The organism is Rhodococcus sp. SB1D, from assembly GCF_048573875.1.
Classification (GTDB): domain Bacteria; phylum Actinomycetota; class Actinomycetes; order Mycobacteriales; family Mycobacteriaceae; genus Rhodococcus_F; species Rhodococcus_F qingshengii.
Window position 1 is genome coordinate 299,223 of the sequence record NZ_JBMAIQ010000001.1, and the last position, 22,983, is coordinate 322,205.

The 22,983-nt window shown below is 62.5% G+C and carries 19 protein-coding genes and 1 tRNA gene; 8 read left to right on the top strand and 12 right to left on the bottom strand.

Features of this window, described 5'->3' with window-relative positions; genetic code table 11:
* Positions 1–168: 168 nt before the first annotated feature.
* Complete coding sequence (locus ACN50D_RS01410) at positions 169–492, top strand: WhiB family transcriptional regulator (protein ID WP_003942321.1); 324 nt, start codon at positions 169–171, stop codon at positions 490–492.
* A gap of 26 nt (positions 493–518) precedes the next feature.
* Here the strand turns inward: ACN50D_RS01410 and ACN50D_RS01415 are convergent, their stop codons facing one another.
* The 3 genes from ACN50D_RS01415 to ACN50D_RS01425 form a co-directional block, all read right to left on the bottom strand.
* Positions 519–1,862: an ABC1 kinase family protein gene (locus tag ACN50D_RS01415; protein WP_007731259.1), complete on the bottom strand. Its 1,344-nt coding sequence runs from the start codon at positions 1,860–1,862 to the stop codon at positions 519–521.
* 4 nt (positions 1,863–1,866) lie between these two features.
* Complete coding sequence (locus ACN50D_RS01420) at positions 1,867–2,781, bottom strand: hypothetical protein (RefSeq protein ID WP_210378316.1); 915 nt, start codon at positions 2,779–2,781, stop codon at positions 1,867–1,869.
* A gap of 98 nt (positions 2,782–2,879) precedes the next feature.
* Positions 2,880–4,280, bottom strand: coding sequence for a zinc-dependent metalloprotease (locus ACN50D_RS01425; RefSeq protein WP_003942352.1), 1,401 nt, complete (start codon positions 4,278–4,280; stop codon positions 2,880–2,882).
* Positions 4,281–4,403: 123 nt separating this feature from the next.
* On the opposite strand from ACN50D_RS01425, the gene ACN50D_RS01430 reads away from it, so the two are divergent.
* The gene (locus ACN50D_RS01430; RefSeq protein ID WP_037130086.1) at positions 4,404–5,426 is read left to right on the top strand and encodes a PDZ domain-containing protein; all 1,023 of its coding nucleotides are present in this window, start codon (positions 4,404–4,406) and stop codon (positions 5,424–5,426) included.
* Between the two features lie 26 nt (positions 5,427–5,452).
* On the opposite strand, the gene ACN50D_RS01435 is transcribed toward ACN50D_RS01430, so the two are convergent.
* The gene (locus tag ACN50D_RS01435; protein WP_019747831.1) at positions 5,453–6,055 is read right to left on the bottom strand and encodes a PPA1309 family protein; all 603 of its coding nucleotides are present in this window, start codon (positions 6,053–6,055) and stop codon (positions 5,453–5,455) included.
* Positions 6,056–6,223: 168 nt separating this feature from the next.
* Here ACN50D_RS01435 and ACN50D_RS01440 point away from each other — a divergent pair, with 168 nt between their 5' ends.
* The gene (locus tag ACN50D_RS01440) at positions 6,224–9,199 is read left to right on the top strand and encodes a UPF0182 family protein (protein WP_030534991.1); all 2,976 of its coding nucleotides are present in this window, start codon (positions 6,224–6,226) and stop codon (positions 9,197–9,199) included.
* Between the two features lie 88 nt (positions 9,200–9,287).
* Here the strand turns inward: ACN50D_RS01440 and ACN50D_RS01445 are convergent, their stop codons facing one another.
* A complete protein-coding gene (locus tag ACN50D_RS01445) occupies positions 9,288–9,842 on the bottom strand; it encodes a transglycosylase family protein (RefSeq protein ID WP_003942299.1) in 555 nt (184 codons plus the stop codon).
* 450 nt (positions 9,843–10,292) lie between these two features.
* Between ACN50D_RS01445 and ACN50D_RS01450 the strand changes: the two genes are divergently transcribed.
* Both ACN50D_RS01450 and ACN50D_RS01455 read left to right on the top strand, forming a co-directional pair.
* A tRNA-Met gene (locus ACN50D_RS01450) sits at positions 10,293–10,366 on the top strand.
* 73 nt (positions 10,367–10,439) lie between these two features.
* A complete protein-coding gene (locus ACN50D_RS01455) occupies positions 10,440–11,216 on the top strand; it encodes an esterase/lipase family protein (RefSeq protein ID WP_007731272.1) in 777 nt (258 codons plus the stop codon).
* Positions 11,217–11,220: 4 nt separating this feature from the next.
* Here the strand turns inward: ACN50D_RS01455 and ACN50D_RS01460 are convergent, their stop codons facing one another.
* From ACN50D_RS01460 to ACN50D_RS01475, 4 genes are read right to left on the bottom strand one after another with little or no spacing between them, the layout of a single operon-like run.
* Positions 11,221–11,865, bottom strand: a complete 645-nt coding sequence (locus ACN50D_RS01460; RefSeq protein WP_007731273.1) for a GntR family transcriptional regulator — start codon at positions 11,863–11,865, stop codon at positions 11,221–11,223.
* 47 nt (positions 11,866–11,912) lie between these two features.
* Positions 11,913–12,983, bottom strand: coding sequence for an isopenicillin N synthase family dioxygenase (locus ACN50D_RS01465; RefSeq protein WP_007731276.1), 1,071 nt, complete (start codon positions 12,981–12,983; stop codon positions 11,913–11,915).
* On the bottom strand, positions 12,980–13,885 hold the full coding sequence (locus ACN50D_RS01470) for an ABC transporter permease (RefSeq protein ID WP_007731277.1): 906 nt from the start codon (positions 13,883–13,885) through the stop codon (positions 12,980–12,982). The genes ACN50D_RS01465 and ACN50D_RS01470 overlap by 4 nt, the downstream gene beginning before the upstream one ends.
* Positions 13,882–14,664 (bottom strand): ABC transporter ATP-binding protein, encoded by a 783-nt coding sequence (locus ACN50D_RS01475; RefSeq protein ID WP_003942349.1) that lies wholly within the window; start codon positions 14,662–14,664, stop codon positions 13,882–13,884. Before ACN50D_RS01475 ends, ACN50D_RS01470 begins: the two co-directional genes overlap by 4 nt.
* A gap of 251 nt (positions 14,665–14,915) precedes the next feature.
* On the opposite strand from ACN50D_RS01475, the gene ACN50D_RS01480 reads away from it, so the two are divergent.
* The 3 genes from ACN50D_RS01480 to ACN50D_RS01490 are packed head-to-tail and all read left to right on the top strand — an operon-like array spanning position 14,916 to position 18,468.
* A complete protein-coding gene (locus ACN50D_RS01480) occupies positions 14,916–16,106 on the top strand; it encodes a hypothetical protein (RefSeq protein WP_007731279.1) in 1,191 nt (396 codons plus the stop codon).
* 15 nt (positions 16,107–16,121) lie between these two features.
* The gene (locus tag ACN50D_RS01485) at positions 16,122–17,099 is read left to right on the top strand and encodes an isopenicillin N synthase family dioxygenase (RefSeq protein ID WP_003942293.1); all 978 of its coding nucleotides are present in this window, start codon (positions 16,122–16,124) and stop codon (positions 17,097–17,099) included.
* Between the two features lie 40 nt (positions 17,100–17,139).
* The gene (locus ACN50D_RS01490; RefSeq protein WP_162114273.1) at positions 17,140–18,468 is read left to right on the top strand and encodes an amidohydrolase family protein; all 1,329 of its coding nucleotides are present in this window, start codon (positions 17,140–17,142) and stop codon (positions 18,466–18,468) included.
* A 6-nt stretch (positions 18,469–18,474) separates the two neighbouring features.
* Here ACN50D_RS01490 and ACN50D_RS01495 read toward each other — a convergent pair whose 3' ends face one another.
* The 3 genes from ACN50D_RS01495 to ACN50D_RS01505 form a co-directional block, all read right to left on the bottom strand.
* On the bottom strand, positions 18,475–20,109 hold the full coding sequence (locus ACN50D_RS01495) for an acyl-CoA synthetase (protein WP_003942348.1): 1,635 nt from the start codon (positions 20,107–20,109) through the stop codon (positions 18,475–18,477).
* Positions 20,110–20,265: 156 nt separating this feature from the next.
* Positions 20,266–21,471 carry an acyl-CoA dehydrogenase family protein gene (locus ACN50D_RS01500; protein ID WP_003942363.1) on the bottom strand — a complete coding sequence of 402 codons (1,206 nt, stop codon included), beginning with the start codon at positions 21,469–21,471 and terminating at the stop codon, positions 20,266–20,268.
* Between the two features lie 27 nt (positions 21,472–21,498).
* Entirely contained in the window at positions 21,499–22,947 is a 1,449-nt protein-coding gene (locus ACN50D_RS01505; protein ID WP_003942317.1) for an acyl-CoA dehydrogenase family protein, read from the bottom strand.
* Positions 22,948–22,983: the final 36 nt, after the last annotated feature.

The window sequence follows — 22,983 nt, forward strand, 5'->3', positions numbered from 1 at the left end:
CTTACGGCCACGGACCCGCAGCCCCTGCGGACCGTGGCCTTTGTGTTGGATAGCCCTCTTCATCTGGTTTCCGACTCGGCTCAGGTTCGCACCCATCGAACCCATATCGTGCGACACAGTTTCGCATCCGAGCACTAGGAGACCGAGTTGTCTGCCCAGACAATCCGCGTGGAATCCGAAAACTCCACCACTGCAGTAACTTCCACCGACGTCACTTCGGCTGCAGTCACGTTCATCGAGGTCGCGTCCACCCGCCGCGACTTGCCGTGCCGGGCATCCAACCCCGATCTCTGGTTCGCCGAAGCTCCGGCCGAACTCGAGCAGGCCAAGGCACTGTGCGCGCAGTGCCCCATCCGTTCCCGTTGTCTCAGTGCGGCTCTCGACCGCGCCGAGCCATGGGGGGTGTGGGGCGGCGAGATCCTCGATCAGGGGGCCGTCATAGCGCGCAAGAGACCGAGAGGGCGCCCACGCAAGCAACTTGTGTGCGCGTGAGAGCCCTATTCGGCGGAGCCGGTGTCTTATTCGGCGGAGCCGGTGTCATCCAGAACCGGCTCCGCAAACCCTGGCAACCAACGAGTCAGGATTTCCATGTACGGGGCATATGCGTCCAACTGGGCGCATATGCCGACCGAACCGAGAAGAACACGGAAGATCATCAAATACTCGGCCGGAAGGTTGAGTGCACGGGCCGTTCGGAACTGCGCACTGTTGAAGTCAGTGGCGGTTCCGGCGGCCTTTTGCAGCCATGCCCGAGTGAAGTGAAATGACTCGGTCTGGATCGGGTCGGTGAAGGGTCGCAGGTAATCCGCGATCTCCTTGTCGGTCACCGTGCGTCCGGGGATCACGAAACCGTTGGCGCGCAACAACTCCGTCAACTCGTCGAATTGTTCCTCGACAGCCAAGCGCACCATCGTGCCGAGAACCCGTGGCAGTCCGTTCGGGAACGGCGCAGCAGCACCGAAGTCGATGACGCCGAGTCGGCCGTCCTCGAGAAGCATGAAATTGCCGGGGTGCGGGTCACAGTGGAGCAATCCGACACGGGCCGGAGACGCGAAGTGGAATTCGGCGAGTAGTGCACCGGCCGCATTGCGCTGCTCCGGCGTTCCACTCTCGATGATTCTGGTCAACGGGGTTGCCGTCATCCATTCGGTCACGACCACTTTTGGCGCGCTCGCCACGACGTGCGGGATCACGAATTGGGGATCTCCGTCGAACTCTTTGGCAAAAGCTCGCTGATTGTTCGCCTCGATCCGATAGTCGAGTTCTTCCTCCGTGCGCGCGGTGAACTCCTCGATCACGGGCCGCACGTCGACACCGGGCATGACCGAACCGAAGAGACCGGCAAATCTGCCCAGGGTCTTGAGATCGGCGCGTAGAGCTTCGTCGGCGCCGGGGTACTGAACTTTCACGGCTACGTCGCGGCCGTCCGCCCAGACGGCTCGATGAACCTGCCCGATGCTTGCCGACGCGGTCGGTTCATCGTCGAACGACTGGAATCGGTCGCGCCACTTGGTTCCGAGTTGCTGGTCGAGCATCTTGTGTACTTGCTTGGTCGGCAGCGGTGGGGCAGCGGCCTGAAGCTTGTTCAGCGACTCGCGGTACGGTTCGGCGAATTCCTCCGGAATTGCCGCCTCCATGACGCTGAGCGCTTGGCCCAGCTTCATCGCGCCGCCCTTGAGTTCGCCCAGCACCGCGAACAGTTGCTCGGCCGCCTTCGCGCTCAACTGCGCGTCGATCTCGCCTTTGTCGCCGCCGGCGAGCTTGCGTCCGAAGCCCATGGCGGCGCGACCGGCCATCCCCAGGGGGATGCTCGCGAGTTTGGCAGTACGGGCAGAACTCTTGCGTGGGATCTCGGACACCACACCATCATGTCTGACTGGGGCGTCCTTTGCCCGAAACAGGTGCCAGGTATTGGCAACTGCAGGATATTTGCCGAGGCCAGCGCCTGGTTGTGATCCGATACGGACGGAGCGCGATCTCGAGCGTCGACGACAGACTGGCCGCATGCGTCGCCGCTGTCTCGGATAATGCGGAGTCGATCTCGGCCAGGGCCAGCGCGACACTTGCATGGATCATCGCCGATTCCGCGTGGCCTGCGCTGCCGAGTAGCTGCGCGGACAGATGAAGCCAATGAGGGTCGAGTTCGGATCGGAGGATGTCGGCGCACCGCAGGCAACTCGACTGACCAGGCAGGACAAGAGGCCCGACCACACCGTTGCCGTCGCGGATGCGGACGGAAAGGTGGGGGAATCCGCAGCGAACGAGATCGCTGACCAGACGAGGATCAGTTACGACGTCGTCGCTCAGGACCACCAGTTGTTCGTTCCACGTGCGCACGACGTCGGTGTTGCGATACCCGCGCGAGCGACGCGTGCTGACCCCGCCGGTGACCAGTGCGCGCTCGATGGCGTCAGAGAGCGGACCGACACCGTGAATCCGGACCGTCGCGGTGCTTCTGCGGGCAGTGTGGACGAAACCGGAACCGGCGAGTTGCTCGAGCAACTCCTCCGTCACGGATGTGGGAATCCCGCGCCTCGACGCTTCCCAGAGGATGTTTGCGCGGGATCTCGAGCCGTCCATTTTGCGCAGGATCGACTTCACCGCGCGATCGTCGACCCCGACAGGCAGAATCAGCACGACGGCACGTCCGGGGGTCCATCCCAGCTGCAGTCGACCGTCCGGGCGGGACAGAACAGCAATCCGCGGGTCCCATCGGGGTCCCGCGGATCGCTGTGAAGTGCTGTCTTGTCTGGTGTCGTCGTGCGTGTGACCGGTCATCATTCGATGCTGGCACGACGGGCCCTCGGCGAGTCCACGTCAGCGGCAGTTATCCACAGGCCGTCATCGCGGCTGATCTGCGAAAATGTGTCGAGAAGAGATTACTTCTCTTCGTCGTCCTCGCGGGTCTTGTCCATCGCTTCCTCGGCCGCGCGCTCTTTTGCCACGACGGCTTCGAGCTGGGCTATCGGGTCGTCGAAATTACCGGCTTCGCCGGCGCCGAGGACACGGGCGACAAATCCGTCCGGTGCGTCGAGATCGCTCGAATCGGGCATCAGGTCGGGATGCGACCAGACGCCGTCGCGAACGTCCATACCGGCTTCCGCAGTGAGCTTCTGCCACAAACCGGCCGCTTCACGGACCTTGCGAGGACGAAGTTCGAGTCCGACCAGCGTCGCAAAGGTCTGTTCGGCGGGGCCGCCGGTAGCGCGGCGACGCCGCAACGTCTCACTCATCGCGGCAACACCAGGCAGTCGCTCGCCGAGTGCGGCGGTGACGACCGTCTCCACCCAACCCTCGACCAGCGCAAGCAGAGTCTCGAGACGTTCGAGAGCGGCTTTCTGCTCCGGTGTGTTCTGCGGCTCGAACGTGCCCTGCTGCATCAGCGCTTCGAGCTTGCTCGGATCGGTGAGAGCGGATGGATCGAGGTCCTTGGCGAATTCTTCCATCGCCGAGAAGTCCATGGTGATTCCGCGGGCGTATTCCTCCACTGTCGCGAGAACACGCTGGCGCAGCCACGGAACGTGACTGTAAAGGCGCTGATGAGCGGCTTCCCGCGCGGCGAGGAAGACCAGAACTTCCTGATGCGGCTGTTCGAGACCCTCACTGAAAGCCTGAACCGCAGCCGGGAGAAGGGCCGCGGTGCCTTCGGGGCCGAGGGGCAGGCCGATGTCAGTGGAGGAGAGCACCTCGGTGGACAGTTGGCCGAGTGCCTGGCCCAATTGCGAGCCGAACGCGAGTCCGCCCATCTGGCCGAGCATGCCCAGCATCGGGCCAGCCATCTGCTGTGCTTCGGCCGGAAGACCCTGGACCCACATGCCCGCTACCTTCTCGGCCACCGGATCACAGAGTCGCTTCCACGTGTCGATCGTGTTGTCGAGCCAGTCGTTCGGAGTCCACGCAAGAGTGCGGCTCGCTCCGGCAGGGAGCGTTGTCGCGGCGTCCAGCCACATCTCGGCCAGGTGCGCGGCGTCGGCGATCGCCTTGACGTTGCCCTCGGTGATCGGTGTGACCGATCCGATCTGTTGGCGTGCCAGCTTCTTGGCGATGTCGTAGTTGACCGGGCCGGACGTACCGCCCTGGCCCATCGACGAGCCCATTCCGCTCAGCATCTGCCCGAACTGGGTGAGCATCTGGCCGAGCTGAGCCGGATCGAATCCCTCACCGCCCGCGCCGAACCCGAACGGCATGTCACCACCCCCGAACGGATTGCCACCCGCCGCGTTCTTGTCGCGATCGGGATCGTCGTCGGAGTTGGAGAAGCCGAACGGCATATTGCTCATACCTCAACGGTACAAGGCTCGAGCGGTCGGAGTCGCCCTCCGAGTCACGCTGACGGCGAACACGCACGGCGCTCAGGCGGTGCGATCGGTGCTCCGGAGCCTTCGCGCTTTACTCTGGATCAGGTGAATCGACGGATAGTGACGCTCTTGGCCGCACTCGCACCCATCGTCGTGTTGGGAGTCGTCGGAACAATGGTCACTGTTCCTTATGTCGCACTCGGTCCGGGCCCCACCTTCAACACGCTCGGCGACGTCGACGGTAAGCCCGTCGTGGACATCCAGGGGACCGAGGTCGATCCCACCGACGGCAACCTCAACATGACAACGGTGTCGGTTCGCGACGGCCTCAACATCTTCGAAGCGTTCGGACTGTGGGCGAGTGGCAGCAACGGACTCGTCCCTCGCTCGGAGATCTATCCGCCCGAGAAGTCGAAGGAAGAGATTCAGCAGGCCAACACGGCCGACTTCCAGCAATCCGAGGACAGTGCCGAGTTGGCGGCACTGCACTTTCTCGGCAAGCCGGTGGCACTGACTGTTTCGAAGGTGACTCCGGACGGTCCCGCTGCGGGTGCCCTGCAAGAAGGCGACGTCCTGGTCAAGATCGGCGACACTCCGGTAACCACCATCACCGGCGTTCAGGACACGGTCGGTGCGATCGCGCCCGGCACCGCGATCGACGTCACCGTCCTTCGTGAGGGTGTGGAGACCGTTGTGCCGGTCACCGTCGGGGCGCGGCCCAACAAGCCCGAATCGGGTTACCTCGGCGTCACACCAAGCGAGGTCCCGGACGTTCCCTTCACCGTGCAGTTCAATCTCGCCGACATCGGCGGTCCTTCTGCCGGACTGATGTTCACACTGGCCTTGGTCGACAAGCTGACTCCGGGGGAGCTCAACGGCGGAAAGTTCGTAGCCGGAACGGGCACCATCGACTCCGACGGCGAGGTCGGTCCGATCGGCGGCATCAGGTACAAGTTGATCGCCGCGTCCGAAGCCGGTGCTGAGACCTTCCTCGTGCCGGCCCAGAACTGTGACGAGGCGAAACAGAATGCGCCGGACGGGCTTCGACTCGTCAAGGTCGACAACCTGCCCGGCGCAGTGGACTCACTCGAGAGCCTCAACACGGGCGGCGACGCACCCCGCTGCTGAAAGCTGCCTGGCCGCCGACGACTCTGTCAGTCTTCTTCGACCTCGTCGAGCGTCGCGTACAGGGCGTGCACGAGGTGAGGTGCAAGACCGTCGTAGGTGAGCAGTTCCAAGTCACCGTACGGATCCGCATCCTCGTCGGGACGCATCTGTAGGAGCGACAGCGAGGGACCGTCACGGAGCACGCCGACGAACAGTCGAGCCTCGCGTCGATCGGGATGCGCGTTGGCCGTCAGCCGCGCGACCTCGTCCGCCGCGTGCTGATCGGTCAACACCGGCGCCGTGGCGTGGTCGAGATCCGATTCCGCCTCGGGCGGCAGGACGACGATCTCCTGCACCAGGATGCAACCCTGCACGGACTCGGGCCAATGCGTCGTCGCCAGGAACTCGTCGAGTGCCCGTGAACCGCCGATGATGTCCTCGGGAAGCGATTCCTGTTCGATCGGTGTGTATTCGGCGCCCTCGGCGAGTTGGTCGAGCAGTCCGGGTTCGGCCGCGGCGAGCATTTCGGTGGGTACCAACGCGTACAGCTTCGGCGGCTGATCCCAGCCTTCGGCGTCGATGTGGTCGACAACTTCATGAACGCACCGGGCGAGGGCACTCGGTGATCTGCTCATATTCTCTTCACTCACACGTTCATCCTCCCACCTTCTGTCCGGCTCCCCGCTCTCCGTGTTGTCAACCCGTGACCGTTGTTACGTAGAGTGGTCGGAAACGGCCAAGTCCACTCGGGCGTGGCCGCAGTGATCGATGCAATCGGTTGCGACGCCACGGCGTCGCCAAATCTTGGAGCGTGGCACGTGGGCATGCGGCCCCCCGCAGGTTTACCCTCTCTGTCCAGACGCAGTCGAATCTTGTTGGTGGTGGCTGTCGTAGTGGCGGCCTTGCTGCTCGTGGGGCCGCGACTGATCGGCATGTACACGGACTGGTTGTGGTTCGGCGAAGTCGGCTTCCGCGGTGTCTTCACCAAGGTTCTGCTGACGCGATTCGTGCTCTTCCTGGTCGTCGGAATTGTCGTCGGCGCCATCGTGTGGCTCGCGATGCTTCTCGCGTACCGCGCACGCCCGGTGTTCGTCCCTGTCTCCGGGCCCAATGATCCGATCGCGCGCTACCGCACCACCGTTATGTCGCGTCTTCGTCTGTTCGGCGTGATCATTCCGGTAGCGATCGGCATCCTGTCCGGTCTCATCGCGCAGGCCAACTGGGTCACTATCCAGTTGTTCCTCAACGGCCAGGCATTCGGTATCACCGATCCGCAGTTCAACATGGACGTCAGCTTCTACACGTTCGATCTGCCGTTCTACCGTTTCGTTCTCAACTGGTTGTTCGTCTCGATCCTGCTGGCTTTCGTGGCAAATCTGATCACCCACTACGTTTTCGGTGGAATCAAATTGGCCGGACGAGCGGGGACGTTCACTACCGCCGCTCGTGTGCAGTTGGCTGTTCTGGCCGGCACTTTCGTGCTGTTGAAGGCCGTCGCCTACTGGCTCGATCGCTACTCGTTGCTTTCGAGCGGCCGTAAAGAGCCGACGTTCACCGGCCCGGGGTACACGGACATCATGGCTGTGCTCCCGGCAAAGCTGATATTGATGTCCATCGCGATCATCTGTGCTTTGGCTTTCTTCGCTGCGATCTTCACCCGCGACCTTCGTATCCCGGCTATGGCCGTTGCTCTGCTGGTTCTCTCGTCCGTGCTCGTAGGCGCAGTCTGGCCGATGATCGTCGAGCAGTTCTCCGTCAAGCCCAACGCGGCGGACAAGGAGAGTACGTACATCGAGCGGAACATCGCGGCCACCAGGCAGGCCTACGGAATCACGGACGACAAGGTCACATATCAGCCTTACTCGGGTGACGGCGACGCAATTCCGCGCGAGGTGCCGGCAGACGTCACCACTATTGCCAATGCTCGTCTCCTCGATCCGAACATTCTGTCGCCCACTTTCACCCAGCAGCAACAGCGTCAGAACTTCTACGGGTTCCCGCCCTCGCTCGACATCGATCGCTACGACATCGACGGTGAGATGCGCGACTACATCGTGGCGGCGCGTGAGATCTCACCGAACAACCTGCAGGGAAACCAGACGGACTGGATCAACAAGCACACGGTCTACACCCACGGCGACGGCTTGGTGGCCGCTCCGGCGAACAAGATCACTGCGCCGGTCCTGGACCCGACGAAGGACAACGCGAACAACAACAATGCGGGCTACCCGATCTACACGGTCAGCGACATCGCCTCGCAGGACGCGGGAACACAGGTCATCAAGGTCGATCAACCGCGCATCTACTACGGCGAGGTCATCGGTCAAGGCGCTGACGACTACGCAATCGTCGGTGGTGCCGGTGGTTCGGAAGCTCGCGAATACGACACGGAGCAGACCAAGTACACCTACACCGGTTCCGGCGGCGTCTCCATCGGAAACTGGGTCAATCGCTTGGCTTTCGCGGCGAAGTACACGGAGAGGAACATTCTCTTCTCGGGTGCCGTCGGTTCGGATTCCAAGATCATCTACAACCGTGATCCTCGCGATCGCGTCGGTCAGGTTGCTCCGTGGTTGACCACTGACGGAGATGCGTACCCGGCCGCAGTCGACGGCAAGATCGTCTGGATCGTCGATGCGTACACCACGCTGGAGAACTACCCGTACGCACAGCGCAGTTCGCTGGACGGACTGGTCGCGGACAGTGTGGATGCAACGACCGGTCGTTTGTTGCCGAAGAAGGAAGTCTCGTACATCCGCAACTCGGTCAAGGCAACCGTCGATGCCTACGACGGCACCGTGACGCTCTATCAGGTCGACGACAACGACCCGGTACTCAATGCGTGGAAGGGTGTGTTCCCGGACACGGTCAAGCCGCAGAGTGATATCTCGGACGATCTGCGGGCACACTTCCGCTATCCCGAAGACCTGTTCAAGGTTCAGCGGGAAATGTTGGCGAAGTACCACGTCGACAATCCGACCGAGTTCTTCACCAACAACGCTTTCTGGTCGGTGCCCAACGAGCCGACGGTGGAGAATTCGAAGGAAAATGAACCGCCGTACTACGTGATGGTGGGGGACCAGGAAACCGGCGCGCCGTCGTTCCGGCTCACAAGTCCGATGGTGGGATTCCAGCGAGACTTCCTGTCGGCTTACATCACCGTGAATTCGGATCCGAAGGACTACGGCAAGATCACTGTTCTGCAGTTGCCCGTCAACAAACAGACGCAGGGTCCGTCACAGTCGCAGAACTCGATGATCTCGGATGCTCGCGTGGGCTCGGAGAAGGCACTGCTGGAGAGAACCAACACGATCCGATACGGCAACCAGTTGGCCTTGCCGATCGCAGAGGGTGGAATTCTCTACGTCGAACCCATGTATACCGAGCGAAGTAACACAACGACTTCGTTCCCGCAGCTTTCCCGAGTTCTGGTGAGTTACCAGGAGTCTGCGAAGGCTGGCAGCAGGGTTCGTGTCGGTTACGCATCCACGTTGGCCGAGGCGCTCGATCAGGTCTTCGACAATGGTGGAGCCGCGGGTGCTGCCACCGCACCGGGTGGAACTGCCACGACGGAACCGCCGGCGGGAACCGGGACCACCCCCGCGCCGACGGCGCCGACGACGCCTACAGGTCCGGCATCATCGGAAGATGTGTCGAAGGCTCTGGCAGAGGTCAACGCTGCCATGGATGCATTGAAGTCTGCGCAACAGACTGGTGACTTCAGTGGTTACGGAGCCGCGCTGGATCGCCTGCAGAAGGCGGTTGACGCTTACCAGGCGCTGCCGCCCAGTTAGTCGACCTCGTTCGTGAGTCACAGAAGGCCCGCCATCCGATCGGATGGCGGGCCTTCTTGTGTTCTCAGGTGAAGCTGTACGAGCTGAATCAGCGCAGTGCTGCAACGATCGGTGCGTTGGCATCGGAGAGCTGCTGGAACTGTGCGGCGAAGCCGTACTGGCCGGCGAGGTCACGAGCGGTGTCGTAAGCCTGCTGTGCGGCGGGCTTGAGCTCGGCCGGGATCTCGATGGCGGGAGCAACTGCGGGTGCCTCGGCGACGGGAGCCGGCGCTGCGGCGGGAGCTTCTTCGACTGCAGGCTCGCTCGCGACGGTCAGACGCTGGCCGCAGACGGGCCATGCGCCGGGGCCCTGGCTCTGCAGGGTGTTCTCGGCGACGCGGATCTGCTCTTCCTTGGAAGCGTTGGCGGGCGAGCCGGTGCCACCGTTGGCGGTCCAGGTGCTCTGCGAGAACTGCAGGCCGCCGTAGTAGCCGTTTCCGGTGTTGATGTTCCAGTCGCCACCGCTCTCGCACTGTGCGACGCCGTCCCAGTTGTGGGTGGCTGCGGAAGCGGTGCCGGTGCTCATGGTGAGGGGCACTGCGACAAGTGCGCCGGCTACTGCCAATGTGCCGAATGCACGCTTGCTGATGCTGGTGTACGTCATGTCGGGGTAAATCCTCTCCGCGCTTGCTGACATCGGCGGGCCTGCGGGTCGGCGATGATGCTGACTTTCCCGGGCGCTTGTCTCTCCGTGTCTCTGCCCCTCGAAGGTTTCGGGGGTTCCGATCCCGCGGGGCAGAGTGGAGCAGCGGCGGGTCGGCGTTCGCCCGGTTGATTCGGGCCGGGACCGACCGTACGGGAGCGTCGAACGAGGGTCGATTCGCAATTTTCCGGACTGTCTGGTCTGCTCTCGACCCAAAATTTTAGCGTTTGTGCTGGTAGAGCCTTTCCGATGCCGTTTCGACGTACGTTCGTTACATGCTTGTTATGTGTTGATGCTCACGGGCATTTTGTGAACCCAGTCACCCGATTCTTCGACTTTCAGGCGTGTATTTCGCTCCAGCGCAGGCGATTTGCGTTCCGTTCACCTGCTCGTGTAACTTTGTCCATGCATCGCGGGGTGGAGCAGCTCGGTAGCTCGCTGGGCTCATAACCCAGAGGTCGCAGGTTCAAATCCTGTCCCCGCTACTAGAAAAGGACCGCCGCACTGGAATCCAGTGCGGCGGTCCTTTTTTGTGCGCAGCCGTCGTAGGGTGGCGACGTGCGACTCTCGAAGATTCTCTTGGCGATGGCGGTGACTACTTCGCTGGTGACCACCGCTCTGGCGTTCTCGGCAGGAAGCGCTGCCGCCGGTGGGCGGATCACCGATGCGAAGCGCGTGGTCTTCATCGTTCCGGGGCAGCAGCTCTACAACTCGGGAGAAACGCACCAGGCGACCTACCGCGCCCTCGACAAGGCACTGAGCGCTGCGGGCTACGAGACACACTTCGTCGACGCACCCGGCAAGATGATTGCGGCCGACGCCGAGCTGATTGCGGATTCGATTCGCTCCTACGCTACCGGCGCTGACTCCGTCGGGGTGATCGCGCACAGTGCGGGTGGACTGAGCTCCCGGTACTACGCGAAGTTCCTCGGTGGCTCCGAAGTAGTGGATTCATTCGTCGCCATCGGTGCGCCACAGTACGGTAGCCCCGGTGGCTGCGTACGAGGCCCTGCCGACGGTTACGACACCTGCATGTTCTCCGAAGTTCTCACCAAGCTCAATGCCGGTGAGGACACTCCTGGATCTGCCTACTATTCGGTGGTGCAGAGTTCGGGCGAGTGGGCGGACGGTCGGTTGGACGGGGGCCAGTGCCGGGTGTACGTCGATGGCGTTCCCGGGGCCGGAACCGGAGGAGACCACCTCACCGAGCTCGAGCATCCAGAGGTCATCTCGGGAGCGATCAGCGCTTTGGGGCGCGACTGTGTCGGTACGTTCGTGGACGAGAACGACGGCGACATCACCTGGCCTGACACGCTGTTTCCGTCATTTCGGTAAAGCTTCAGGTCCGGGTTGTTCGGACGAGTAGCCCGGCTACGTGTGCGCTCGCGGCAGTCCTCGCCCCCAAGGCGTCACCCGATTCGATGGCCGCGACTATACGTGCGTGCTCGGTGACGGCGATCCGCCGATTGAGCTCGAGGCTCCACATGTCCGAACGGTAGAGGTGTGACTGACCATCCAGACGATGCAGGGCTTCGCTGAGCGGGTGATTGCATGCAGTCTCACGAATCAAGGTGTGGAACTCGAGGTCGAGCTTCGAATCCCGACGCTGATCCGGCGGGCTCTCGAGAAGTTCGCGTTGCACCTGCACCATCTTGTTCAGCTGTGACACGGTTTCGTGCGTGGCATTGGCCGTCGCGTTGAACGCCGCGAGACCGTCGAGTACCTCACGCACCTCGAAGACCGCGCGCAGAGACTCCGCGTCCAGCGAATCGACTTTTGCACCCGCATTCCGTGTGTGGACGGCGATGCCCTCGTAGATCAACTGCTGCACGGCCTCGCGGACCGGCGTTCGACTGACATTGAGCTTGCTCGCCAGCGCGGGAACACTCAGTGGTGTCCCCGGCGCCAGCTCGCCCGAAAAGATCAGTTCGCGAAGCGTCTCGTGCACGGACTCGGTGAGTAAAGCTCGTTCGGTGGTGGTCATCTTGTCCTCACTTCGATCCTGCACGATGTCGACGGTACCCGGGAGCGCTATCCAGCGGCGCGCACCCGGTCAGCGCTGCGACTGTCGACCTCGGGCGCCGTCGCGCCTTTCAGTCCGGCCACTTTGGCCGCGATGTTCTCAGCGATCGTGATCGGCGGGTATCCCACTTCGCCCGGTGTGAGAGTCCCTGGCAGTGCTTCGATGACGGCGTCGTAGTTCCCGTCGAAAAAGAATGCGGCAGAGCGACGTCGGATGATCTGACCATCGACGATAGGTGGGTCGACTCGGTGCACTGTCGAGCGCCATCGGTCGTTCGTCCAGCGTGCCATCGCGTCGCCGAGGTTGATCAAGAGTGCGCCGTCGGCAGGTTGGACGTCGTGCCATACGCCGTCGGCACTCAGAACTTGAAGACCCGGAACTCGATCTGCCCACAGGATGGTCAAGATTCCGAAGTCGGTGTGAGCGCCCATTCCCGTCATGTCGCCGGAGATGCGGATCTCGCCCTCGGGCAGTGCGTAGTTGTTCATCTTCATCGCGTCGATCGAATGGTCGAGCATCGAATCGAAGTACCCGGGCTGCAATCCGAGAGCGTCGGTAAAGGCGCACATCAGGATTCGTGCCAAGCCCTGGGCATGACGGAAATACTCTTCGATTGCCGGTCGGAATCCGGGCGCGGCCACGGGCCAGGTGTTGGCGGCGTAGCTGGACTCGGGTAGGTCGACGCCCGGATAGTGGCTCACCTCTGTGCCCACGACTATTGCTTCGTAGAAATCGTTCATCTGGTTCGCAGCGGCGACGCCCAGGCTCATGCTGAGTGATTCCGATTTCGGTGGTGAGTAGCCGCGGTTCTCGGACGAGGGACGGCGATAGTTGTTCTTCACCGTCAGTGGGAGAGCAAAGAACTCGTCGAGAGCGTCGGCCAGTCCTTCGGTCGCCGATCGTGGAATGCTGTGTCCGACAATCTGTATGAATCCGACCTCCCGGCACGCGCGATCGAGTTGAGCTGCCACTTCCGCACAGGCAGTGCTGTTGGTGGCGTTTGCAACCGCTGCCTCGCCGCGGAGGTACGGGCTGATATCGATCGTAGGGATTTCGAAGACAGGAGTTTCGTGGGTCATTTAAAGTCCTTGCGGCCGGACGTGTGCCACTTACCGACGAGCACACGTGAGAGGAATCCAAAGGCAGAGAAGACGAGGACACCGAACACCGACGCGATCACGATCGCGGCGATCAGATCCTCGGACTGAAGGCGGCTTCGGTAGACGTCGAGCAGCGTTCCGATCCCGGGTTGTCCTTTGGCGAAGAACATGTCGCCGATGATGGCACCGACGACAACAAGGCCGGAGGCGGTGCGGATGCCGGTGAGAATAGCCGGCATTGCCGCTCGCAGTTCGAGTTTCACCAATCGATCCCAACGGGACGCGCGGCCGAGGGTGAACAGTTCGTGCAGTCCGCGATCGACCGATTGCAATCCGAAGTGTGTGTTGGTGATGATCGGGAAGGCTGCGATGAGAACACACACCAGGGTACGCGCGGTCATACCGTAGCCGAACCAGAGCCCGATGAGGGGGACGATGGCGAGGATGGGAATGACCTGCAGCACAACGGCATAGGGATAGACGATCCGCTCGATCCACTTGGCCTGGCTCATCAGCACGCCGGTTCCGACGCCGACTGCCACCGCGACCACGAAGCCGACCAGTGCTACCTGTGCCGTCACTGCGAGGGCTTCGAGCATGGGAGAGAGGTGTTTCCAGTCGAGTAGCGACTTTGTCAGTACTTGACTCGGCGGCGGAAGGAGAAATCGACGTTCCGGGGAGAGAACGAGGTAGCTGACGATCGACCACGCTGCGACCGCGCCGGCAAGTGAGAGCAGCGGATAGAGAAGGAAGGTGCCGAGCGCTCTCATTCGCGAGGGCCGTCCGGGCTGTGACTGTGCTCGCGCGGCGGTCGCAGAATCAGTGCGAACGGCGGAATTGCGTGCGGTGGTGCCCTGTTGCACTGCAAGGACTTCGGTCATCGTGAGCTCCCATGGAGACTGGCCGAGATCTCGGCGACGTGTTCGGTGTATCGGGCGTCGTAGCGCAGTTCCGGGCTACGCGGGTACGGGAAATCGATGTCCACGACCGAATGGATTCGTCCGGGCCGGGCGGTCATGACGACCACCTTGTTTGCGAGGTACACGGCCTCGGATACCGAGTGCGTGATGAACATCGAGGTGAACCCCTTGTCGGTGTAGAGCCTTTGCAGCTCTACCTGCATCTCCAGTCGTGTCATCTCGTCGAGAGCACCGAAAGGTTCGTCGAGCAGCATCACAGCAGGTGCGAGGGTGAGCGCACGTGCCAACGAGACGCGCATCTTCATTCCGCCCGACAACGCGTTGGGCAGTTGTTTCGCAAAGTCCGCCAGGCCCACTGCGCGAATTGCCTCGTCGGCGCGCAACTTTCGGGCTGCTTTGTCGCCGCCACCGAGTTCGGCGGACAATTCGACGTTGGCCTGCACGGTTCGCCAGGGGAGGAGAGTCGGCTCCTGGAAGATGAAGCCAACTGATTCGGTGTCGAGGGCAACCGCGCCGCTGGTCGGTCGCTCGAGGCCGGCCGCCATGCGCAACAAAGTCGACTTGCCGCAGCCGGAGGGTCCGACCACGGCGACGAAGTCTCCTCGCTCCACGTTCAGATCGATGCCGTCCAGCGCGACAGTGCCGGTATCGAACTTCTTGACGACATCGGAAAAGACCATCTGCATCGGTGCGGTGAGCTTGCGAGCGTCGGCATCCTGCATCGTGTTCGCGAGTTCCATCTGAGCCTCCGGTTCGATAATGCATGCAAAAGTTGTTCAATATGTATGAACCATCTTGAATTGCATGTATGTCGCCTAGGTTGCTGAATGTAAATGTGAGGTGACATTGCAGGTGAAGCGAGAATCCTGGCGCACGTTACCTGATGGAAACAACGAGTCGATTGCATGTAATCCACGTGCTGCAGAGTGTGCTCATCGGATCACCCTTCCTGGTTCGCCCACATCCCAATTGTTTTCACGAAGGAGACGCTGTGTATTCAAATCGCAAGGTGCATTCCAATCGCAGAAGTGTGGGAGCGGCGGGCGCGGCACTGGCCATGTGTGCAGCCATCGGATTGACTGCGTGCAGCTCCAGTGAGGCTGAGACGGCCAAGGCTGAATCTCTCGAACCAGCTGCCGAGGCTCAGAACCTAGCGGGTCTCTGTCCGGAAAACGTTGTGGTTCAACTCCAATGGCAGCCACAGTCGGATATGGGGGCGCTCTTCGAGATGCTTGGTCCCGGCTATTCGGTCGACACCGACGACAAGTCCGTCAGTGGGACTCTTGTCGCCGGAGGGAAGGACACCGGAGTCGACTTGACCTTGCGGGCCGGGGGACCGGCAATCGGGTTCCAATCCGTCAGCTCCCAGATGTACGTCGACGATTCGATCACTCTCGGCTTGGTGCACGGCGATCAGGTGATCGCGGCAGCGGCAAGTCAGCCCGTTGTGGCCGTCACGCCATTGCTCAAGTACAGCCCGGCAATCCTCATGTGGGACAAAGAGTCTCATCCGGAATGGGCGAGTGTTGCCGATATCGGCAAGTCCGACGCGAGTGTCGTCGTTTCCAAGGAGCAACTGTTTCCGCAGTGGCTCGTGGCGAAAGGCCTACTGAAGCAGTCTCAGCTCGACACGAGCTACGACGGAGCTCCCTCGCGATTTGTCGGTGACCCGACCATCGCTCAGCAAGGATTCGCGAATTCGGAACCGTACACGTACGAGAAGGAGACGCCGGCGTGGGACAAGCCGGTTTCCTATGACCTGCTGAAAGATTCGGGTTTCGACATCTACGCGTCCAATGTTTCCGTTCGTGCCGACAAGGTCGAGACACTCTCCCCGTGTTTGAGCAAGCTGGTTCCGATCATTCAGCAGGCCACCGCGGACTACATCACTGCACCGGATACGGCGAATGCTGCCATTGTCGACGTCGTCTCGCAGGACGTGTCGTTCTCTCCCTACACCGAGGGTGAAGCAGCGTTCAGTGCCCAACTCTTGAAAGAGAAGGGCCTGATCGCGAACGAGGCGGACGGATCCGTCGGCACGTTCGACATGACGCGAGTCGCTCACACCGTCGAAGAACTGAAGCCCATCCTGAACGCCGGGGGTGCGGCGATACCGCAGTCATTGACTGCAGAAGAGATCTACACCGACAAGTTCACCGATCGGTCCATCGGAATCCGCTGAAGGAGCTGACAGCAAATGACTTACGACATGACAGAACTCAACCGCGAGACCCGCATGGGTGGCCTGGGCACGGAGACCACCGACCGCGAGGTCCGAAGAATCGATCTCTCGGATTTCGAGAACCGGCGCAGCGAGATCGCCGAGGAGTTGTGGTCGGCAGCAACCGACATCGGATTCTTCCAAATCGTCAATCACGGGATCGATCTGGACCAGGTCCGCGAGGCCTTCGCGGCGGCCGAGCGATTCTTTGCACTGCCCACTGAGGTCAAAGCGCAGTATCCGCTCAAGAAGGGTTTCAACTCCGGCTGGGAGAGCATGACGCAGGTGCGTCCGTCCATCGGAACACCTGATCAGAAAGAGTCCTATCAGGTGACCCGCCCGCATATGGGTGATCTGTGGCCCACTGCAGACGAATTGGGCGGATTCCGCGAAACGATCCTGGACTTCGAAGCCAAGTGCTGGGGCATTGCGATGGACCTGTTGTCGTGCTTCGCCGAGAAGCTGGGATTCGAACGAGACTTCTTCACCAGGGCACATGACCCGTCGGTGGACACCTACCAGAGCACGCTGCGACTACTCCACTACTTCCCCCTTGCCGCCGACGCAGATGTCGAAGGGATGTGGCGTGCCGGAGCACACACCGATTTCGATTGCCTGACATTGCTTTTCCAGCGTGACGGTCAGGGCGGCTTGCAACTGTGCCCGGGCAAGGAGATGGACACCCAGGAATGGACGTCGGTGGTGCCGGCTGAGGAAGCAATCACCTGCAACATCGGCGACATGCTGATGAGATGGAGTGATGACGTCCTGCCGTCGAATTTTCATCGAGTCAAGAGTCCCGGAGTCACCGACTATCGGGGAGCCCGCTACAGCCTCGCGTTCTTCGCTCAGGCGAACCGCGACGTGACCATCGAGGGGCCGGCGGGCAAGTACCCGCCGATCACTGCCGAGGACTACATCGACCAGCGAGTACGCGCGAACTTCGCGCGTTGATCCGTATCCGTTCCGTCACACACTTTCAGGAGAACTGGCGATGACTACCGCGCCCAAGAACATGACCGACGTGATCATCCGGGACGTGACGTTGTACAGCGGCGGGCAATGGCTGACCGGCCACGACGTCGTCGTCTCGAATGGGGTGGTCGAATCGATCGAGAAGTCGACCGGCACCGCCACACCTGGAAGTGTGGACGGATCGGGGGCGTATCTGATCCCTGGGTTCGTCAACACCCATACGCACCTTCAGCAGTCACTGATGCGTGGGATCGCCGAAGGGGCACCGCTTCTCGAATGGCTACTCGCGGTCGCAGAAGAGTCGGTTCAGATCACTCCCGAGCGCGCATACGCGGCCACTGTCGCAGCCTCGCTGGAGGCATTGCGCAGCGGTACGACCACCCTGGTCGAACACATGTGGCCGCACCCGTCCCGCGAGGTTCACGATGCCGTGATCCGGGCGTTGCACGACACCGGGATTCGTGCCGTACTGGGACGCGGAACCGCAGACCGGGCGGACAAGACGAGGAAGTGGGGCTTCGATCCGCGGCTCATGCAACCACTCGGAGACGTTCTCGCACATACGGATCAGATGATGCGGGACGTCGCCGGTTCCCGCATTGACGTGGCAGTCGCGGTACCGAACCCGCGTTCGCTGACCCCGGAGGGGATGTCGGAAGTGCGTGAGTTCGCGCAGGCTCGCGACCTGACGGTCTCGATTCACCTGCTCGAGACGCAGACCGACAACACGATGTGTACCGAACACGCGGGCATGAACGCGGTCGACTACCTGGATTCCCATGGGTTCTTGTGGGACCGGGTGCTGGCGGTCCACTGCGTCGAACTCGACGACCGTGGTCAGAAGGTGCTGGCGGAGCGCGGCGTCGGAGTGTCGTACAACCCCGTCAGCAACATGCGGCTCGGTAGCGGAATCGCGCCCGTCCCGAGTTTCCTCGACGCGGGGATCGCGGTGGGGTTGGGTGTGGACGGCGCAGCCAGCAACGATACTCAGGACATGCTCGAGACGCTGCGCACCGGCGCCTATGTGCAGCGAGCCGCGCGCGGCCGTGCCGACCTGCTCGGCTTCGAAGCCATGATCGACATCGCATCCGGCGGTGCAAACGCAGCACTCGGTCTGCCGGCCAGGTCCGGCGGGATCTCCGTGGGCGATCCCGCCGACCTCACCATGATTCGGTTCGAACGCGACTTCGGTTGCCTCCCGGTGCGAGATCCGGGTGCGTCCATTCTCACGACGGGCAGTCGTCAGATAGTGGACACGGTGTTGGTTGCGGGCGAGGTCGTGCTCCGCGACGGGCACTCGACTCGCGTCGACGAGGCGGAATTGATCCGCACGCTCAGCGCTTTGTGACTGTGCTCAGTCTTCGCTGATCTCCATCTCGATCAGGACGCGGCGCAACAGCTTTCCGGTGGCGTTGCGGGGAAGTTCGTCGATGAAGACGATCTCGCGGGGAACCTTGTAGCGCGCGAGATTCGACCGGACGTGATCCTTCAGCTCGTCGGAGTTCTGGTCGGCGCCGTGGGCGACGACGACAAAAGCTCGCAGGCGGTGCCCGAAGTCGGCGTCCTCGACTCCGATGACTGCCGCTTCCAAGACGTCCTCTCGATCGGCGAGCAGGTTCTCGACTTCGAGCGGGTAGACGTTCTCGCCACCGGAGACGATCATGTCGTCGTCGCGGCCGTCGACGAAGAGGAGGCCGTTGGCGTCGAAGTGTCCGACGTCGCCGGTCGAGAGAAGTCCGTCGATACGTTCCTTGTCGCGCCCGTCGGTGTATCCCTCGAAGCTCAGCCCGCTGGCGACGAAGATCCTGCCGATCGTGTGTGGGGTGGTGATCTTCTTGTTGTTCTCGTCGAACAGTTCGACGTGACAGGTCACCGGAGCGCGGCCCGCGGTTCCCGGCGCAATGGTCAGATCCTCGGGAGTCGCGACCGTGGCCACTGCGACCTCGGTGGATCCGTACAGGTTGTAGAGGACGTACCCGAACGAGGCCGTGACTCGCTTGCACAGGTCGGGTGAGAGTGACGAACCTGCCGAGAAGATGATCTTCAGGTTCGACGTGTCGTACTTGGACAGCACGTCGGGACCGAGGTCGATGATGCGAGTGAGCATCGTCGGGACCACGACCAGACTGTCGCACTTGTACTGGGCGACAAGCTTGATCGTGTTCTCCGGATCGAACTTTCGATGCATGACGACGGTCTGGCCGAGCGCCAACGCGAGAGCGAACTGCGAGACACCGGTTCCGTGGAAGGCGGGGGCCGCCATCATCATTGTCTGTCCGCGGCGCAACGGCACGCGGTCGAGGAACTGCGCCGACGCGAGAGGGGAGGTGTGGCCACGCGGCGCACCCTTGGGAGTTCCCGTTGTGCCGCTGGTGAGGAGGACGAAGCCACCGTTCTTCTCGGGTGCCGGCACCGACGACGTGGTGCGTCCGGCGATGGCCTCGTCGAGAGTGGCTGCCGTGGAACCGTCAGCGGCCGTGCCCTCTGGCCAGGAACGATAGACGACGACGTCGTCCGGCAAGGCATCGGCGATGTCCGCGAACTCGTCGTCGTAGACGAAGGCGACCACCTTCTCCCGCGCGGCGACGTCCACGAGTTGAGGCCGAGCGAAGCCCGTGTTCATGAGAACGAGCTTCGTTCCGTTCTTTGCTGCCGCCAGCATGGTCAGGACCAAGCCTCGATGGTTACGGCACATCGCACCCATGACGGAGTCGGAGGTGATGCCGTCGGCCTGCCACGCCCGGACCAACGCGTTGCTCTGACGCTCGAGCTCGGCATAGGTGATGGGGCCGCGCTCGTCGATGATCGCCACCGCGTCGTAGCCGTTCTCGGCGTGTGCATGGACCGGCCCGGCGAAGGGTCCGTACTTGTCCACGGCTGCAATGGATTTGAGTCCGCGATCGAGGCGAGGGAACGGGACGAGTCCGGCTCGGAACATGACCCCCGCCGCGCCGATGGTGTCAGTGACCTTGGTGACCAATCCGGGCATACGTGAACCTCTTCCGAGCGTCGTTGTAGGACTGATTACACACTAATGCGCAATCAGGTTTCGGTGGTGAAGTTTCACGATGGCGACCGAGCACTCCGCCCCGCCACCTCGAAAGGTGGCGGGGCGGAGTGTTTCGGGATCTGGTCCGTGCGACCGTCACTTCAGTTCGGCGGACGACTTTCCGAGCAGGCGGCGTGCGACGATCAGCTGCTGGATCTGCTGGGTGCCCTCGAAGATGTCGAGAATCTTCGAGTCGCGGCCCCACTTCTCGAGCAACGGGCGCTGCGAGTAGCCGTAAGTGCCGGCCAACTCGACTGCCTTGAGCGTCACGTCGGTGCCGGTGCGGCCGGCCTTCGCCTTGGACATGGACGCTTCGAGCGAGTTCGGCTTCTTGTTGTCGGCCATCCACGCCGCGCGCAGAGACAGCAGGTACGCGGCTTCCCAGTCGGCTTCCAAACGGATGAACTCGGCTGCAGCTGCATGCTGGTTGTAGACCGGTGTGTCGTAGGAGATCTCGACACCGGCTTCGGTCAGGATGCCGCGCAGTTCTTCGAGAGCTGCGCGTCCGACGCCGACTGCCATGGCTGCAACGAGGGGCCGGGTGTTGTCGAACGTCTGCATGACGCCGGCAAAGCCCTGCTCCACGTTGACCTCCGGGCTGCCGAGGATGTTGTCCGCGGGAATGCGGCAATCCTGGAGCAGGAGTACTGCGGTGTCGGAGGCCTTGATGCCCAGCTTGTGCTCGAGGCGGGCAACGCTCAGGCCCGGTGCGTCACGCGGAACGACGAACGACTTGATGGCCGCTCGGCCCTTCGACTTGTCGACCGACGCCCACACGACGATGTGCGTCGAACGCTCACCGGCGGTGACGAAGATCTTCTCGCCGTTGAGAACCCACTCGTCGCCGTCGAGAACGGCGGTGGTGGTCACTGCGGCGGAGTCGGAACCGAAACTCGGTTCGGTGATGGCCATCGAGGCCCACACCTTACCGAAACGTTCGAGCTGTTCGTCGGTTGACACTGCGGCGATCGCGGCGTTGCCGAGCCCCTGGTAGGGGATCGAGAGCATGAGTCCGACGTCGCCCCAAGACGTTTCGAGCGAGTTGAGGAGCGCAGACATGTTGCCGCCGTTGGCGTTGCCACCCTTGGCGCTCGCGTCGGACCGTCCGCCGCTGGCACCGCCGATGTCTCCACCGGAATCGGAGAGGCCTTCGACCATGGCGGCCATGGTGTCGAGCTCGACGGGATACTCGTGCTCAGCGAGATCGTACTTACGTGAAATGGGTCGGAAGATCTGCGCCGCGACCTGATGTGCCTGGTTCGCTGATGCTTTGAGCTTCTTGGGAAGTTCGAGGTTGATCATCGTGGTTCTCCTGGAAGTTCAGCGGCGTCAGATGAGGACGATGCCCTCGGCAACGCCGATGGCACGGAGGTCGCGGTACCAGCGCTCGACCGGGTGTTCCTTGGTGAACCCGTGTCCACCGAGGAGTTGCACACCGTCGAGGCCGATCTGCATGCCCTTCTCGGAAGCCAGCTTCCGGGCCAGAGCGGATTCGCGAGCGAAGGACAAGCCCTGCTCGGCGCGTGAAGCGCCCCGAAGCGTGACCAGGCGCAGTCCGTCGAGTTCGATGCCGATGTTGGCGACCATGAAGGCAACCGCCTGGCGGTGGCTGATCGGCTCGCCGAACGCTTCGCGCTCGTTGACGTACGGAATCACGTAGTCGAGAACTGCCTGGCTGGTGCCGACGGCCATGGACGCCCAACCGAGTCGAGCCAGGCGAATCGCGTCGGCGTATTCGGCCTTACGCTGCTCGGCGTCACCGTCGCCGAGCAGTGCGGACTCCGACACAGCGACATCGGTGAGGATCAGGCGACCCAGGCCTGCGGCGCGCAGACCCATGCTGGGATCTGCTTCGACGACGAGTCCCTTGGTGTCGGATTCGACGATGAAGAAGGAGGGCTTGCCGTCGAGTTCTGCGGCGATGACGAAGAGTTCGGACGTAGCCGCGGCGGGCACCAAGCTCTTGACGCCGTTGAGCTTGTAGCCGCTGGGGGAGCGAACTGCCTTGGTCTGCAGGGCAAACGGATCGAACAGTGCGCGTGGTTCGTTGACCACCACTGCTGCGCCGGGGACCTGCTCGCCGGTGAAGGCCGGAAGGTAGGTCTTCTGCTGCGCGTCGGTGCCCCACTGCGTCAGTGCGACCGCAACGCCGCTGGGTGCGAGGATCGGAAGTGCAAGCCCCATGTCCCCGTGCGCAAGTGCCTCGGCAACAAGAGAATTGGTGACCGCGCCGCGATCGGCAGCTGCTCCGTCGAGTTCTTCGGGAACGTTGATCAGCGTGATGCCGAGCTCGGCTGCGCGCTTGGAGAGATCGGCTGGTGCCTGCGCTGCGCCGTCGGCGTCGTGCGCTGCGGGACGCAGGATCTCGGCCGCGAACTCGCGCACGGTCTCGACGATCATCTTCTGGTCGTCGTCGGGGGTCAGATCGAAGTAGTCGGCGTTCTTGCTCGGGTTGTCGGGCAGGCGCTTGGGTGCGCCGTTGCCCGAGACCTTCTGGAATCCTCGAGTGGCGGCACCCAGGGTTTTGAAGCCCGTCTTGGTGCCCTCGTAGGTCACGCGATCGATGGTCTGACGCAGATTGAACTTCTCGGCCAGTTCCGAACCGGTGATCTTGGTAAGCACACGCATGGCTGCGCCCATGGCGTCGCGTTTGATCGGGTTCAGGCCGACGGCGGACGTGTCGCGGGGCGCACCCTTGGCGCCGCCGCGCTGCGCGCCCGATTCGCTGCGCTGAGCGCTCTTGTCGGGGGCAACACTGTCTTGCTTGGTCATGATCACCAGCTGTTTCTCGGTGTTGGGGCGTTGGACGATCCT